This window comes from Cyclobacterium xiamenense (assembly GCF_042140265.1).
Taxonomy (GTDB): Bacteria; Bacteroidota; Bacteroidia; order Cytophagales; family Cyclobacteriaceae; genus Cyclobacterium; species Cyclobacterium xiamenense_A.
This window is the reverse complement of sequence record NZ_CP159481.1, coordinates 1724414-1739480: the sequence shown is the minus strand read 5'-3', so window position 1 is coordinate 1739480 and position 15067 is coordinate 1724414. Positions and strand designations below refer to the sequence as shown.

The 15067-nt window shown below is 45.9% G+C and carries 10 protein-coding genes and 1 pseudogene; 5 read left to right on the top strand and 6 right to left on the bottom strand.

Going from position 1 to position 15067, the window contains the following annotated elements:
* Positions 1 to 19 precede the first annotated feature (19 nt).
* On the bottom strand, positions 20 to 1441 hold the full coding sequence (locus ABWH99_RS07440) for an SLC13 family permease (protein ID WP_375585657.1): 1422 nt from the start codon (positions 1439 to 1441) through the stop codon (positions 20 to 22).
* A gap of 205 nt (positions 1442 to 1646) precedes the next feature.
* On the opposite strand from ABWH99_RS07440, the gene ABWH99_RS07435 reads away from it, so the two are divergent.
* The 3 genes from ABWH99_RS07435 to ABWH99_RS07425 all read left to right on the top strand — a co-directional run bounded on the left by ABWH99_RS07435 (position 1647) and on the right by ABWH99_RS07425 (position 6062).
* Positions 1647 to 2666: a hypothetical protein gene (locus ABWH99_RS07435; protein WP_375585656.1), complete on the top strand. Its 1020-nt coding sequence runs from the start codon at positions 1647 to 1649 to the stop codon at positions 2664 to 2666.
* A gap of 1039 nt (positions 2667 to 3705) precedes the next feature.
* Complete coding sequence (locus ABWH99_RS07430; RefSeq protein ID WP_375585655.1) at positions 3706 to 4491, top strand: DUF3050 domain-containing protein; 786 nt, start codon at positions 3706 to 3708, stop codon at positions 4489 to 4491.
* 434 nt (positions 4492 to 4925) lie between these two features.
* Complete coding sequence (locus ABWH99_RS07425) at positions 4926 to 6062, top strand: DUF1972 domain-containing protein (protein ID WP_375585654.1); 1137 nt, start codon at positions 4926 to 4928, stop codon at positions 6060 to 6062.
* Between the two features lie 188 nt (positions 6063 to 6250).
* Here ABWH99_RS07425 and ABWH99_RS07420 read toward each other — a convergent pair whose 3' ends face one another.
* Entirely contained in the window at positions 6251 to 6457 is a 207-nt protein-coding gene (locus ABWH99_RS07420) for a hypothetical protein (RefSeq protein WP_375585653.1), read from the bottom strand.
* 137 nt (positions 6458 to 6594) lie between these two features.
* Between ABWH99_RS07420 and ABWH99_RS07415 the strand changes: the two genes are divergently transcribed.
* Positions 6595 to 7341, top strand: coding sequence for a methyltransferase family protein (locus tag ABWH99_RS07415; protein ID WP_375585652.1), 747 nt, complete (start codon positions 6595 to 6597; stop codon positions 7339 to 7341).
* A gap of 494 nt (positions 7342 to 7835) precedes the next feature.
* Positions 7836 to 8624: a hypothetical protein gene (locus ABWH99_RS07410; RefSeq protein WP_375585651.1), complete on the top strand. Its 789-nt coding sequence runs from the start codon at positions 7836 to 7838 to the stop codon at positions 8622 to 8624.
* 1025 nt (positions 8625 to 9649) lie between these two features.
* Here the strand turns inward: ABWH99_RS07410 and ABWH99_RS07405 are convergent.
* From ABWH99_RS07405 to ABWH99_RS07390, 4 genes and pseudogenes are all read right to left on the bottom strand, one after another.
* Positions 9650 to 10959, bottom strand: a pseudogene (locus tag ABWH99_RS07405) (nucleotide sugar dehydrogenase).
* A gap of 336 nt (positions 10960 to 11295) precedes the next feature.
* Positions 11296 to 11853 (bottom strand): polymer-forming cytoskeletal protein, encoded by a 558-nt coding sequence (locus ABWH99_RS07400; RefSeq protein WP_375585650.1) that lies wholly within the window; start codon positions 11851 to 11853, stop codon positions 11296 to 11298.
* Between the two features lie 422 nt (positions 11854 to 12275).
* Complete coding sequence (locus ABWH99_RS07395) at positions 12276 to 13241, bottom strand: PorP/SprF family type IX secretion system membrane protein (protein ID WP_375585649.1); 966 nt, start codon at positions 13239 to 13241, stop codon at positions 12276 to 12278.
* Positions 13242 to 13255: 14 nt separating this feature from the next.
* On the bottom strand, positions 13256 to 15061 hold the full coding sequence (locus ABWH99_RS07390) for a gliding motility-associated C-terminal domain-containing protein (RefSeq protein ID WP_375585648.1): 1806 nt from the start codon (positions 15059 to 15061) through the stop codon (positions 13256 to 13258).
* Positions 15062 to 15067 lie beyond the last annotated feature (6 nt).

The window sequence follows — 15067 nt, the reverse complement described above, 5'->3', positions numbered from 1 at the left end:
TAGTGGTTCGTTAGGTAAATCAGTAAAGCAGCAGCATGACCCACGCCATTACTGCCAAAAAGGCCACCGTTGGCCCCAGTAAGATAAAGAATAATCCTCCGGTACGAAAATCTTTTTGCTCGATCAGTCCGGTAGCATAGGCAATGGCATTGGCCGGGGTGGACACGGGAAGTAGCAGAGAACAGGAGCAACTGATGGCGACCATCACCGGGCCAGCGATACCGTAAGTCCCCGGTAGGGCCAGACTCAGTGGCACCAGGATGGAGGCGGCGGCTGTATTACTCATCACGTTGGAAAGCGACACGGCCACCAGGCAAAAGACGACGGCAATCACCGTATTTGGCAGGGGAAGCGCATTTATTTTTTGCATGACGATTTCCGCCAGCCCCACTTCCACGAGCGCGATGCCTAATGCCAAACCACCGGCGACCAACATAAGGGTATCCCAGGGAAGGCTGCGAACATGTTCCGAATGGATCACCTGGGTCATGGTCAGCAAGACAATGGGAATCGCCGAGGTAGCAGCCACGGGAATGCCGTGAATGGCTTCGGTAAGCCACATCAGTACGGTGACTACCAAGGTAAAAATAACGGCGTTTTTTTGAAAACGCCCCACTTCTCCCTGTCCTTTGGGCAAAAGAGAAAGATCAAGCTTGACCTCCGAAAAATCATGCGTCTTGCAGAGGAATTTCCAAAACACCCAGACCAGCAATAAAGCGGTGGGTAAGCCCACCAGCATCCAGTCCACAAACGTAACGCTGATTCCCTTTTCCTGAAGGGCGCCTACCGCGATCGCATTGGGGGTGCTCCCGATGATGGTACCGATACCTCCCACCGAGGCTGCGGCCGGAATGGCCGTCAACAGGGCCTTACCGTAGGAGGACTTTCTCCCAATCAGCTGCACCAATGGGATAATCGAGGAAATCATCATGGCCGTAGTAGCGGTGTTGGACATGACCATGCTGGCAATGGCGGTGGTCATCATCAGGCCAAGTAACAAGCCTTCCGGTTTTTGGCCGAAACGACTGACGGTAAACCGAAATAGTTGCCGGTCCAACTCGACCAGGCTCATGCCTTTGGCTAGAAAAAAGCCCCCGAGTAGCAACCATACCACATTGCTGGTCCAGGTGCTCACGTACAGATCCGGGGGCATGGTTTGATCAAAAAAGAAATCCGTACTAAACCCGACCAAAAGGGAAGCAATGATAAATATTCCCACAGCAAAGGGGGGCATGGCTTCTGATACCCACAGGCCTATCGCGAGTATGCTGATAAAGAATACAAAATTTACCGGTGGATCGTACCCGATCTTTCGGAAAAAATACGTCACCACCAACGCTATCAAAAAATTCCCGACAAAGGTAGAGGTAGTAAAAATCCAATTCAGCTTGAGCTTTCGGTAAAGAATGCGTGCGGCGCTTCTGGAATCGGAGTAAAACATGCGCGATTGGGATTTACACTAAAAAAGGACGGAAATGCTCCCTGCATTTCCTTTGTTCAAAAATACGTCATGTTGCTTTCCGGGACAAGGTATCAAGGTCAGTTAGGGCATTTTTTAAAAAAAATAGCCATTGGGTCGATCCAATCGGCATCACCTGCTCGTAACTCTTGCCAAACGAATTAGTAAAACGCAAAATACAATTACGATGAAGACGAATGTGAGAATGACAAAAACATTGGGTGTGGGCCTACTGGCAGCCGGAATGGCACTATTTACCGCCTGCAACGAAGACCCGGAACCGGAAATGCCCTTTACTCCAGGTATGGAAACCTTTTCCTATGGTTTCAACGAAGGCCAACTCCTGAACAACCCGGCTACCGCCTATAACGGAGACGGCGCAGGCGACCATCCCCGAAACTTATCCGCCAAACTGGAGCTCAAAGAAATGGAAAACGGCAATACCGAAGTGACCATTCGGCTGGAAAATGCCCTGGATGGCATGCAGTATCCGGTCCACGTACACGACGCCGCGGATCCTGCCACCACACCAAACGGGACCCCGTATAACGAAACCCCAAACGGAGAAATTTTTGCCGGAATGATCAGCATAAGTAACGGCATGGGTAGCCAAACCATGCAGACGGAAATGAACTACGATCAGCTGCTGGATACCTATGAGGGCTTTCTGGTAGTGCACGATCCTACGCAGGAAATGAGCACCACTAATCTGGGCACCTACCTGATATTAGGAACATTTGCACAGGATCTACCGGAAGCTGAAGCGAATCTGCGTAGCGAGACCTTTATGTATGATTTTAACGAGGGGCAATTGCTTGACAATGCAGACCTGGCCTATGAGGGGGACCATGCCCGTGATCTCATGGCAGAAATAAGGGTGGAAGAGATGATCGATGGGAAGGCCAAAATTACCATCAGCCTGATGAATACCATGGATGGTATGACCTATAGGGTGCATGCACACGATGCTGCCGACCCATCTACTACACCTAACGGTACTCCTTACAATGAAACACCAAACGGGGATATCTTTGCGCAAGGGATTGAAGGCAATGGCGGAACGGTGATGGCCGAAAACGAGCTAATGATCTCATTCAATGAGCTGACAAGAAATTACGAAGGGTTCTTCGTGGTACACGATCCTACACAGGCTATCAGTACAGTAGATTTGACTACCTATTTGGTGTTGGGTGCTTTTGCACGATAATTTTTTAATTGTAAATGTTGGTCAAGAGGTCATGGAAGCGGTTCCATGGCCTTTTTCCTGTTTTCCTCGGTAGATTTCCGGAAGTGCGTTTAGATACTCTCAGGGCATATTTTTGATGAATTTGGGTGTCTCAGTTATTGCTTTTGCTATTTTGAGTCGTGTCCAGGCATGAGAACCCCTTCAGTAAGCTGAAGAAAAAAAGTTGACTATTCAGGTATTATCACAGTGAACCGGTGTAGAGGCCGTTTGCCTTCACATGGCCAACTGTATGCATATTCAATCCTTGTTACTTTTTTGCTGCAGGTCAAAAAAGTAACCAAAAAACCCCGCCGCTATGCATCTTTTGGCTAAAATCCGTGCTCAGCCCTCGCATAGGCAAACTCCTCGATTTTTGGAAAGTGCAAGTCCTGCAAAATAAATTTATAGCCCAAAAACCTCGTCAGACATGCCTCTGCCTTTGCCACCGCGCTACCCGGATTTCTTCACGCCAAAATCTGCAAGGCGGAAGATAAAGTGAGAATATGGTTTTTCTCCAATAAACAATTTAAAGATCAAGATAATGGGGTCACATCAAACATTTAGAAATCCATCAAGAGCATTGACGAAAAAAGGTACCTGGTCAATTTTACCAACCGAAATTGAAATGGGTATCCCAGCGAGGAAAACAGGGGGGCATTTGCACGATAATGCCAGCGACCATAGGCAGGAGAAGAGGCCATGGAATGGTTTCCATGGCCTTTTTTTGTGTTTATTCGGATTGCGTGAAGGAAAGTGCGCTATTGGAATGGACCATCTCTAAAAGCTACCGGGGAGTTTTTGCAAAAAATGAGTTCCTCACGGGAAGGAATCTGCAAAACTGGTAAAAAACTGAGGGGAGCGAGAGGGAAACCGGTAGGAGTGATGCCCCTGCGATCCAGCTCTTCCTTCTCACTCTTTCATTTACAATTTCTTTCACTTTGCTTGAAATTTCCTAACCGCCATAACCCATCTGTGAAATGCGCGGTTTATTGGTCGTTATATTTCCAAGAAAAAGGTAACTATGCTAGCGACACAATCCCAAGACCAACTCGCAGAATTAAAGAAGAAAATCGAACCCATGCAACAGCAGATAGTGAATCATCGGGTGTATGCTGCCATTAGGAGGCTGGAGGATTTGAATGTTTTTATGCGGTATCATGTCTATGCTGTTTGGGATTTCATGTCCTTGCTAAAAACGCTTCAACATAGACTTACCTGTACCAGTGTACCCTGGTTTCCTGTAGGGAATCCAAACACCAGATACCTGATCAACGAAATCGTTGTTGGCGAGGAATCGGATATCGATGCAGATGGTCTACGTAAAAGTCATTTTGAGCTGTATCTGGAAGCCATGAATAAATGCAATGCGGATACACTGGGCATCGAAACGTTTCTGGCCTCTCTAAAAGCGAACCAGAGCCTAGAGGCAGCCTACCGTGCCTCAAGCGCGCCAAAACCTGTACGAGACTTCGTGGATTTCACTTTTTCTGTCATTGCCAGTCAAAAAAACCATGTACTTGCAGCGGTGTTTACCTTTGGTCGGGAGGACTTGATTCCAGCGATGTTTTTATCCATGGTGAATGACATCCACAAGGATTTCCCTGACAACGTATCCCTTTTTAAGTACTACCTGGAACGACATATTGAAGTGGATGGAGGGCACCATGGCCAGCTAGCCTTGGAAATGACCGCTACACTCTGTGGGAACAATCCGGTATATTGGGAGGAAGCCGAGCGAGCGACGATTCAATGCCTGAACCGGCGCATTGACCTATGGGATGAAGTATACGATGCAATCTGCCGATAAAAGCAGTGCATTTGCAATCAATACACGCGTTGACTTATCCTGATACAGGGATGTTGGATATCGTTTCCTGAGTCCAACCCCATAGTCGGAGCGAAATAACCAGGCATTGCCTTGTAATATTAGTCTATTTGAAACCAAATGTAATCCCAGGTAAATGAACGAACAATTTTTTAGTTGGTATAAAGGGAGCAGGATATTATATTTGATCATCCTTAGTATCAGTGACATATCTATACACGTCGGTTAGCTATTTCAGTTTATCGTTCCCTTGCAATCAAATACATATGCTAACCGAGGTGATAGCTGTTTGAGTAAAATGCCCTTGTTTTTACAGGGGCTTTTTTCGTTTGCAGTCGATACTAGTCAATGATTTACCGAAAAAAAAGATCGCGAAAAATACAACGCATACACTTATCAACCCATTTATTAGCAGTATGTCAAAAAACAGCAAGCCGTTGCATGTGGCGATTGTAGGAACAAGGGGATATCCCTATGTATACGGAGGATACGAGACGTTTGTAAAAGAGATGGGCGAGCGACTGGTCCAACGGGGAGTAGCAGTGACGGTCTATTGCCACGCCCCTCTATTTGAGGAAAAGCCCAAAAAAGTAAACGGAATCAATTTGGTTTACATGCCTTGTGTGGAAACCAAATCCCTGAGTCAGCTGACCAATTCCCTCTTGTCCATGATTCACGTTTGCTTTTCAAAAGTAGACGTGGTCTTTGTCGTCAATAGTGCCAACGGTCCGTTCGGTATCCTTACCAAAATCTTCGGAAAGCCCTCTGCCATCAACGTTGATGGGCTGGAGTGGCTTCGGCCAAAGTGGAAAGGGCTGGGAGCCCGGTACTACTTGTTTGCTTCCCGACTGGCTACCAAACTGTACGATCAGTTGATTACTGATTCCGACGAAATGGAGAAAATCTACCTGGAAAAATTCAACGCACCCTCCAAAATGATTGCTTACGGCGCCAATCCTCGGGTATCTTCCGATAGCACGATGATCGAAACCTGGGGGTTGCAGAAGGAATCCTATTTTTTGATTGTGGGGCGCCTGATTCCGGATAACAATGCGGACTTGATCGTGGACGGTTTTGTTCGGTCCGCTTCCAAGCGAAAGCTGGTCATCGTGGGGGACGTACCCTACCACGATCGGTTTGCTCAGAAAATGAAAAGCATTCCGGACAAGCGCCTGGTATTTACGGGCTATGTCCGAGACCAGGAACAATTGGCCGCCTTGTACCACAACTGTTATGCGTATTTCCACGGGCACGAGTACGGAGGTACCAATCCTGCCATGCTCAAGGCATTGGGCTACGGTTGTGCGATTCTGGCGATGGACACCCGGTTCAATCAGGAAATGCTGCAAAAAGGAAAATACGGCTGGTATTTTGATAAAAATACCGAATCGGTGGTTCGGATTATCGATCAGGCAGAGGGATCTCCCGAAAAGATGGAGTCCCTGCGGAACCGCTCCCGGGAAGGTTTAACGCCAAAGTACAATTGGGATGCGGTCACTGACGAATACGAAATGCTATTTAAAGCGCTGTGCAACGCTACCTACGTGCATTAAACCTTTATCCCCGTGTTACTTACACTATAACTATCAGATTGCCGCCTTGACAAAAAGGGTTGGGAAGTTATAGCAGTTACCCAGCTTTTACCGCATTGGAAAGGTTTTCGGTAGGTAACTGACAGAATCCACGATAAAAGTAAATACAACCGATACTACTACCTGCTAAAGACACTACACTACCGCCGCTAGTTCACCTTTTCTATGATAAGGCAGTAAAACCTATGGATAAACAAGGAGCCGGTACGCAATACTCGGTTTGCAGCTATGGCAACTACTTCTTCCAATCGATGCACATACGCCATACTATTTGGATCAATTTCCAGGGACGGTTCCTTCCAGGTGGCTATGGATACGAATGCATCGTACCCATCCAACCCAAAAGATTTTCTCACATCTGATAGCAGTTTTGCTTCATGGATTAACTAAAAGCAATAAAAGGTAAACAGAAGGCAAACGAAAGAATATCCCGTCAAACAAGAAAAGACTACCTTCACTTACGTAAAAGTTTATTGTTAAATCAACATCATCTATGGCGCTGCAGGAGGAATTTGAAGCACAAGGAAACTGGCTGTTTAAGTACCGGAGTTACATTCCAATTGTCCTATTACTTACGGGATTAGCACTCATCCTTTCGAATCAAACTACCGATTTTTCCTCGTCGGTCAGGGGTAATACGGCAGTACTGGCCTATATATATTATTGTATCGGCCTGATTGGGTTACTCATAAGGGCCTACACAATCGGTTATACCCCTAGAAATACATCCGGCAGAAATACAACCGCCGGACAAGTGGCCGACCAACTAAATACGACAGGCATCTATTCGACGGTCAGGCATCCGTTGTACCTGGGGAATTTTATTACCTGGCTAGCGATTGCTTTCTTGACAGGGAATTTCTGGTATGTGCTGCTTTTTGTGCTGATGTATTGGTTGTACTACGAACGAATAATGTTTGCAGAAGAACAGTTTTTAAGGAGAAAGTTTGGTAAAGACTATTTGAACTGGGCGGAAAAAGTACCTGCGTTTATTCCAAACATCCGTCACTTCAAAAAATCTCCCCTTCGTTTTAGCATTAAAAAAGTATTACGAAAAGAGAAAAATGGTGTGTTTGCTTACATGCTGGTATTCGCAGTTTTTTCTGGTCTCAAACAAATGATTAACCAACAGCCGACTGATGTTGTGTTTGTCATACTCGCCATTTTATCCGGCGCCGCCTATGTGCTCCTCAAAATCTTAAAGTACAAAACAAGCCTACTTCTCGAAACGGATCGATGATGCTTCCCTTCTGTCGCAAAACGGATGGTAGATGGCAGGAAATGTGGAGAAAAGTAAAAAATAAATAAAAGGAAAAAAAGTGTAAATCAAAACACCAATGAGGTGTTGAAAAAAAGGGCTGATTGATTTATATTGAACTTTGGTTTGATTAGTTGTTGGTTCCAATCACGTTCACAAATACCTTACGGATTTGGTGTGGAAAACAAGTCGTGGGGACCGACGAAAGGCGACTCCCCCCCATGGTATAAGTGGGGGGGTTTCTTTGAAAAGCCGAGGTGAAAGACTGGCATGGTAGATGACGTCTTTTCAAGACGAGAAATATCCAGCAGTCATTTTTCGACCAACTTCCATCCATGAAGGAAACGTTGAACGGTTCCACATAAACCAGGAATTTACCAAAAAGAAGGAAGGTTTGAAGCCATGCGCTGTCAAAGGTTATTCTGTAGGCATTCGAAGGTAGTCCCTTATGGGGTTGATAAGTAATTGGATTATCCATGAAATGTTTCGTTTATCTCATTTTACTGGCATTGGCATCTTCGGTTTTAAGTTGTGAAGAGGCGGAATCCCGCTATTCCGATAGCGAAAGTACAATCGTAGGACCTACTGGAATTCTGGAAAATATAAAAAAAACCAATCTAAGTGACGAGGGCTTTCCATGGTATTCGCTACAAACGTACGGTATATACGATTTGATAAAGTTGAAATCCTGGAACATTACAAAAGATGGACTAATACCGGTCAAAACAGGAGGCTATGTTTTGGCGGAACAGGCGCTTGATACCATTGAAAAAGAGGTTGGAAAAAAACTTTTTGACAGAGCGAGTATCGCAAACACCCCTGATACGGATATCAAAAGAGGTATCATTGTCAGTCGGGGAACAGCTTTGGGCCAATTTGGCTCCACCACTGACCCAAACGGCTGCGGACACGTATCTCAAGGGGTTGGTACAACGAGCTATCCACTGCCTACCTTTACCATCACCGAGCAGGCAACTAGCGGCGAAGTGTTGGATTATGTATTGACCGATGGATTCTATGATGCAACGGGGACCATCAATACGGTACTGTATGTGCACATCGGGGCAGCTGCCTGTGCAAATGAGATTAACGTGGATATGGTCATCCACGAGTTCGGACACGCGTTGGGTATGGGCGCACATTTTGACGGATTTGGAATAGGTCCGGCAATAGATGGGAACTTTTGGAATACCTTACATACGATCTATAATAACCCAACCGGTACAACAGAAGATGATTTGGTTATATATCAGGTAAAGTACTAGAATTTCTCAGATTCGCTTGTCGCAGGTGAAAACCAACGCTTCCGTCTGTTGTGTTCTCATGGCGTCGCTGCTGGAACACTTGTACTAACGCTTCTACGTTAGGCTCCTACAAACCAAAGCTGGTTGATCCCTGCAAACAGCAATAAAGCGAACACGGGAAATAGAATACAACATCCTTTACCTTATGAGAGAAAAGTTAAACCACCGCTCTTTCCGTCTCAATTCCGACTTTTTGACTGATTAAAGTATTTCATTGCGAACAGCAAAATGAAAAGAATCAAAAGGTAAACCAGAAGACACTCCGCTAATTGTTCCTTCTATTGTCAATTCGTATCATTGCAAAGTAAATATAGGTTTAGTCGTAGTTGCTTGCGGCATTTTTTAATTCTAAAAGCTGTCAAATTCACGCCCGGAAGTAGCTACTGAATGGAAAAATCCCTTAATGTTTTGAGGGATTTTTTTTGTCCCAAACTTATTCTATCAAATAAACTCTATCACCATCCCTTCCGAAAAGAGAATTTAATTACTCCTTCACCGACCCTGCTACTGCTAAAAATTCAGTTCGATTCGAGGTCTTTCTTCTACTTTACCAACCCATTCTATAGCGTTTGAAAAACCTCCCTAAAAGTCCTTTAGAAAATCTATTTTACCCTTTAATTTTAATCATCCATTTTTTTGTAATCGATGAGCAGGTTTGAATCTAGCAAGTAAAGAGAGAACACCAGGCGCTGGTACTTTATCTGGGAAAAGCCTACCCTATGATTCCTAGCATTTAGCCAAATTTGAATAAACGGCATGTAAGAGTCAAATGGATACGCTTTGTGATAATCTTCTGCCCGGCATTTTCATCCCAAAAGGAAATAAATTTGTTTGGGGAATATCACCGATACATACAAAATTGGTGATTATTAACTTTACCGAGGTTTAAACTCTTTACGACCTCCTTGGCCTCTCGTTCCGTTCCCCTACAGTACCCGACTACCTACCACCGCAAACCCGACCAAACCAGGTTATCCTGTGCCGCGCTACAACCGTGCATCCACCTTGTCCTTCTCCAAGACGGCTTTGACGTCGAAGACGACCAGGTGGTTGTTTTTTGGATGGGCAGGTCTTTGAATTTTTTATGGGCCACGGCCAAAACGATGGCGGAATAGGCGCTCATATCGGGGCAGGTGTCACCGTCGATGATTTCCAATCCGTATTCATGAGCAACCTCTTCCTTGCTGGCCCAGGGGTCGTAGACGTCCACGTCCATGTCAAAGGCCCGCAACTCCTGGTAAATATCGATCACCCGGGTATTGCGCACGTCGGGGCAATCTTCCTTGAAGGTAAAACCCAGGATCAGCACCTTGGAGTCGATCACTTTCAAGTCCTTACGCATCATGTGCTTGATCACTTCGGTGGCCACGTGCTTGCCCATGGAGTCGTTGAGCCGGCGTCCGGCCAGGATGATTTCCGGATGGTAGCCCACCTCCTGGGCTTTTTGTGCCAGGTAGTAGGGATCCACGCTGATGCAGTGTCCGCCGACCAGTCCGGGTTTGAAGGGTAGAAAATTCCATTTGGTGCCGGCAGCCGCCAATACCTCCTGCGTATCGATCTGCAGCAGGTTAAAGATTTTGGAAAGTTCGTTCACAAAGGCGATGTTGATGTCCCGTTGGGAGTTTTCGATCACCTTGGCGGCCTCGGCCACCTTGATGCTGCTGGCTTTGTGGGTACCGGCCCTGATCACTTCCCGGTACAATCGGTCCACGTACTCGGCCACCTCGGGGGTGGAACCGGAGGTCACCTTCAGGATTTTGGCTACGGTATGTTCCTTATCCCCCGGGTTGATCCGTTCCGGGGAGTAGCCGGCATAAAAGTCTTCGTTATAGCGCAGCCCGCTGACTTTTTCCAGCAGGGGCACGCATTCCTCTTCCGTCACCCCCGGGTAGACCGTCGATTCGTAAATCACCAGGTCCCCTTTTTTGAGGTACTTTCCGATGGTTTCCGAGGCCTTCAGCATGGGAGTAAGCACCGGACGGTGGTGCCGGTCCGTGGGGGTGGGTACGGTTACCACAAAAATCTGACAGTCCGCCAGCTGGTCGGCGTTGCAGGTAGGTACTAGCCCGATTTTGCCCGCGCTGGAATCGGTAAGCAGGACCGACTGCAGGTCTTCGTCGGCCACTTCCAGGGTCAGGTCCCTTCCGGCATTGAGTTCGGCCACGCGTCTTTCGGAAATATCGAATCCGATAACGGGAAATTTCCGGGCAAATTCAACGGCCAGGGGTAATCCCACATAGCCCAATCCTACGATGGCAATTTTTACGTCGGCAAGAGGTGTTAAGGAAACTGTCATGGTTATAATCAAAAATTAATACGAGATAAAATAAAATAGCTGGGTCAAACGAGTTATAGGTAGAAATCAGAATCGTTTTACTCGTCAAAAGCAGTAAATACCAATGGACAATTACCAATGAAAAGCCAATTGTAGTTGTAGAGTTGCCTAAAAGATTTATCCATAAACCGACGGGAATCTAATAAAACCAGAAGCCATACAGGAATTGTTGTCGTTTTCAGGACTAAATTTATTTCTCATACAAAACCAAGAATCAAAAACGCTAATACTCCAAACTCCTTCTTTAAGCAAAGAAATTAACAGGTATTAAACCAAGTCTGTCTCCACCGTTTGTACCTAAGCTAAATCTAAACAGCCTTTTTCGTTGGAATAACTGACTATTGATTTCCTACTTTCATTTTCAGTCCTTATCGATTTGATACCAAGGGAACGTTGTTTCACTCGGGGTGTAACGATGCTTCCAACAATCGATGCCCCGGTGTGTATACTTATAGAATCGGATGTTACCTTTCCTTCGTAGTACCCGGAAGCTTCAATTACAACGACGCCAGACGAGAAAATATCACCAAAAACCTGGCCTGCAATCACGACAGTATGCGCACGAATTTTACCCACTACTTCTCCCATAGGTCCAACCACCAGCGTTTTTGACGTCGTGATATCACCGATTATTTTCCCATCTACTCTTATATCAGAGTTAGTTTCGACACTCCCTTCAAGTGAGGACCCTTTCCCTAGAAAGTTCACCGACTCACAAACTACAGAATCCATTGCCATTTTTAATTCGTTATTTGGGAATGAATGAAAAGGCCTTTTTGGTGTTAACCAAGACCAATATTTACTCCATGCATTTGCCCGATATTTATTATCTTTTTGACAATAAAAAAATTTCATGCGCTAATGTAATTACCATTTATTTATTTTTTGTGAAGTATTCTTTAAAAAAAAAATGAAACGCGTACAATTGATAATTAATTGCTGCCTCAGCCTATTTTGAAAACAGGCAAGGTCGTAAATAAATTATTCACCCTCCCAAACGTTCAATGCACTTGGAGTGGTGCCTGTCATTCTTAAACAAGGGAAGGTCCACCATACTACGAGGCAAAACCGGAAGAAAGATACGCAAGTACGATAAGGCAAGACAGCATAACTAAAAATACCATCAACAAATAAATTCACTCGGCAACTGAGACCATTCGTCCAACAAATGGGGAGCGCTATACTATCCACCTACTACTATGGACATCTACGGAGAAAATCTATTTTCATACCCCACCGAAAATGACCCTTTAAATTTCAACCAATGTTTCTGTAAATCACCAAAAAACTTGAAATTTATTTAGACGCTCTCCACTTAATGAGAAAGAAAGCACAAACTCGTGAGAAGTGTTTGGCAACAAATAGGCATTGGTCATCGGCAACTCATAGATATACCCGAAAATAAAATTAGAGAACAAAAAGCCTAACTGAAAATTATGCGCAAAATTAACCCGATGCCCCCCACCGATCCAAACCCATTCGTACAGCAAAGTTTTGAAATTAACCTGCACGTTTAAGGGATTGTATTGGTAGCGATTCGCCATTAACGTGGTAGAAATGGCTATATTTTCGCTTACCTTATTTTTGTAACCCGCTTGCAATATATGCTCAACAGGAAATTCATCCATAAAAGCGTCACCAGAAATAAAGTACTTCCCCTGAGAAATATTATGCGCACTGTAGCCAACATAATAATTCGGATGGGTGAGTACCAAGCCGGCATTAAAATCCAACACACGCATATCTGCGTAGCTCCCAAAATATTGATTAATTACGGGATCATCCACCTGATCCCCTATGACTCTACTGCCATCGATATTGGATAACGCATAATTCACTCCCAAACCAAGCCGTAACCCGACTTTATCGGACAGCGAAATCCGTGACGCATAACTCAAAACAACCCGTGTATCTTGGAAAGCTCCAAACTGGTCGTAGTATAGATTCATTCCGAGTGCATTGCGTCCAAGTCCGCCTATACTGTCCCTAGACGTGAAATCACCCAGATCGAATTCACCACTGAGGAAAATGGATACCGGTGCCCCATCAAACCCCGCCCACTGGTTGCGTACGAAACTACCAAATGAGGAGCCTGAAAACCCGGTCAACCCGGGATTATAATAAGATTTAAAATGATCGAACTGTGCCATGTATTTCCTGGACTGCCCAATGGACTCGATCGAATACGAGGAAATAACAACTACAAGAAAAATGAATCTACGGCAATCATTGACTATTTTCATAAGACAATTCCATTCTATTTTTTGATTAAATTTATGAAACCCTTTCTCAGTTGCTCCCGATCCTCAATCTTTAATACATAGTAGTACGTACCGGTAGGAAGCATCTGCCCATCGTGCCCTCCATCCCAACCAATTTCGGGGTCCCTACTGAGAAACACCCTTCTTCCTCCGCGGTCAAATACCTGCACTTCGGAAAACAAGAATTTATCCAATCCTTCGATCAACCACACATCGTTGATCCCATCGCCATTTGGGCTAAAGGAATTGACTATACGTAAGCCATCTGGATCATCGCTTGCTGGCGAAATAACAGAGCCGGATAACCTAAAAAGGGAGAATTGTTTGTCCAAAACGTTTTCCTGGGAATCAATGGCACGAATTGTTGGTTCAAACCGATCCTGACCGTCCTGAGATTCGCTTGCCAGGAAGAAGAGGGAATCCTGACGAATGGTAAAATAGGCATTGTCGGGGTTATCATCCGGTAATGACAGCCCGATGGTATCGTCCACCTCATCTTCAATTTCAATACGACCGATAAATACCTCCCCGTCCGTAGGTGTAGCTGGAATAATCGTATTAGACAGTCGTATGTCGGTAGGTGCAGGCTTTGTACCTACTGTCACGAATGCTTCGGCCGCAATTCCGTAGGTATTGCGGTAATCGTATGGAGGAATTAACGCTCCGTTTAGCGGATACGTCCCCGCTGTAAACACATCCAGGCCCGAGGTATCCCAAATCACACCCGCTTTGATTATCGACCCATCGCCCAACTCTACGGAAACGCTGTCCGGCAATCGATCCGCCGCGCCCTCCGTACCCCAGGCAACCGAGATAGAAGGGGCCTCTTCTGCCAATCCGATAATCGATCGGTCCCGTATGTAATCCGGCGTACCGTCCCCATTGCTATCCAGGTAGCTGGACCCATCCTGCGCGTCTGTCCCCTGGGCCGCTTCCACATGGTCCGGAACCCCGTCACCATCGCTGTCCAGATAATCCCAGGAATCCATCTTATCCGTGGATTCCAGTATCTCCACATAATCCGGAACTCCATCCCCATCGCTATCCGATCCCGATTGAATCAGGTCTATCAACTCCTGCAAATCCGCTTCCGAATCGATGCGGTCCGCTGCCGCTACTACCGAATTCAGTAAGCCCAGATCCAAACCGTCTGTCCCGGACATCCCAAGGATACGCAAATCACGTTCTACCAATCCAGGACTGGTCCCGCCAGACTCCTGGTAGTCCCGTATTTTATCCAATAATAATTCCCGCTGCGACTTGGTCACCGTTAACGAAACCGTCAAACTTCCACTGCTGAAATTCGAGGTCGCCTCCTGAATCGCCGTCAATTCGGTAACCCCTTCCGATACCGGAATGATCCGACCGTTCTGCACAATCGCAACGCCTTCATCCCCTACCTCGTAACGGAATACTCCCGGTGAATTACTCTGAGGTACCGGTATCACCAACTCGCTTATATTGATCGGAACACTCACCGGATTCCAACTGATTTGAGGTACCGGTTTCTCATCTACGGATATCTCTGCTTCCGCTGAAATTCCGTACGTATTGCGGTAATCGTATGGAGGAATTAACGCTCCGTTTAGCGGATACGTCCCCGCTGTAAACACATCCAGGCTCGAGGTATCCCAAATCACACCCGCTTTGATTATCGACCCATCGCCCAACTCTACGGAAACGCTGTCCGGCAATCGATCCGCCGCGCCCTCCGTACCCCAGGCAACCGAGATAGAAAGGGGCCTCTTCTGCCAATCCGATAATCGATCGGTCCCGTATGTAATCCGGCGTACCGTCCCCATTGCTAT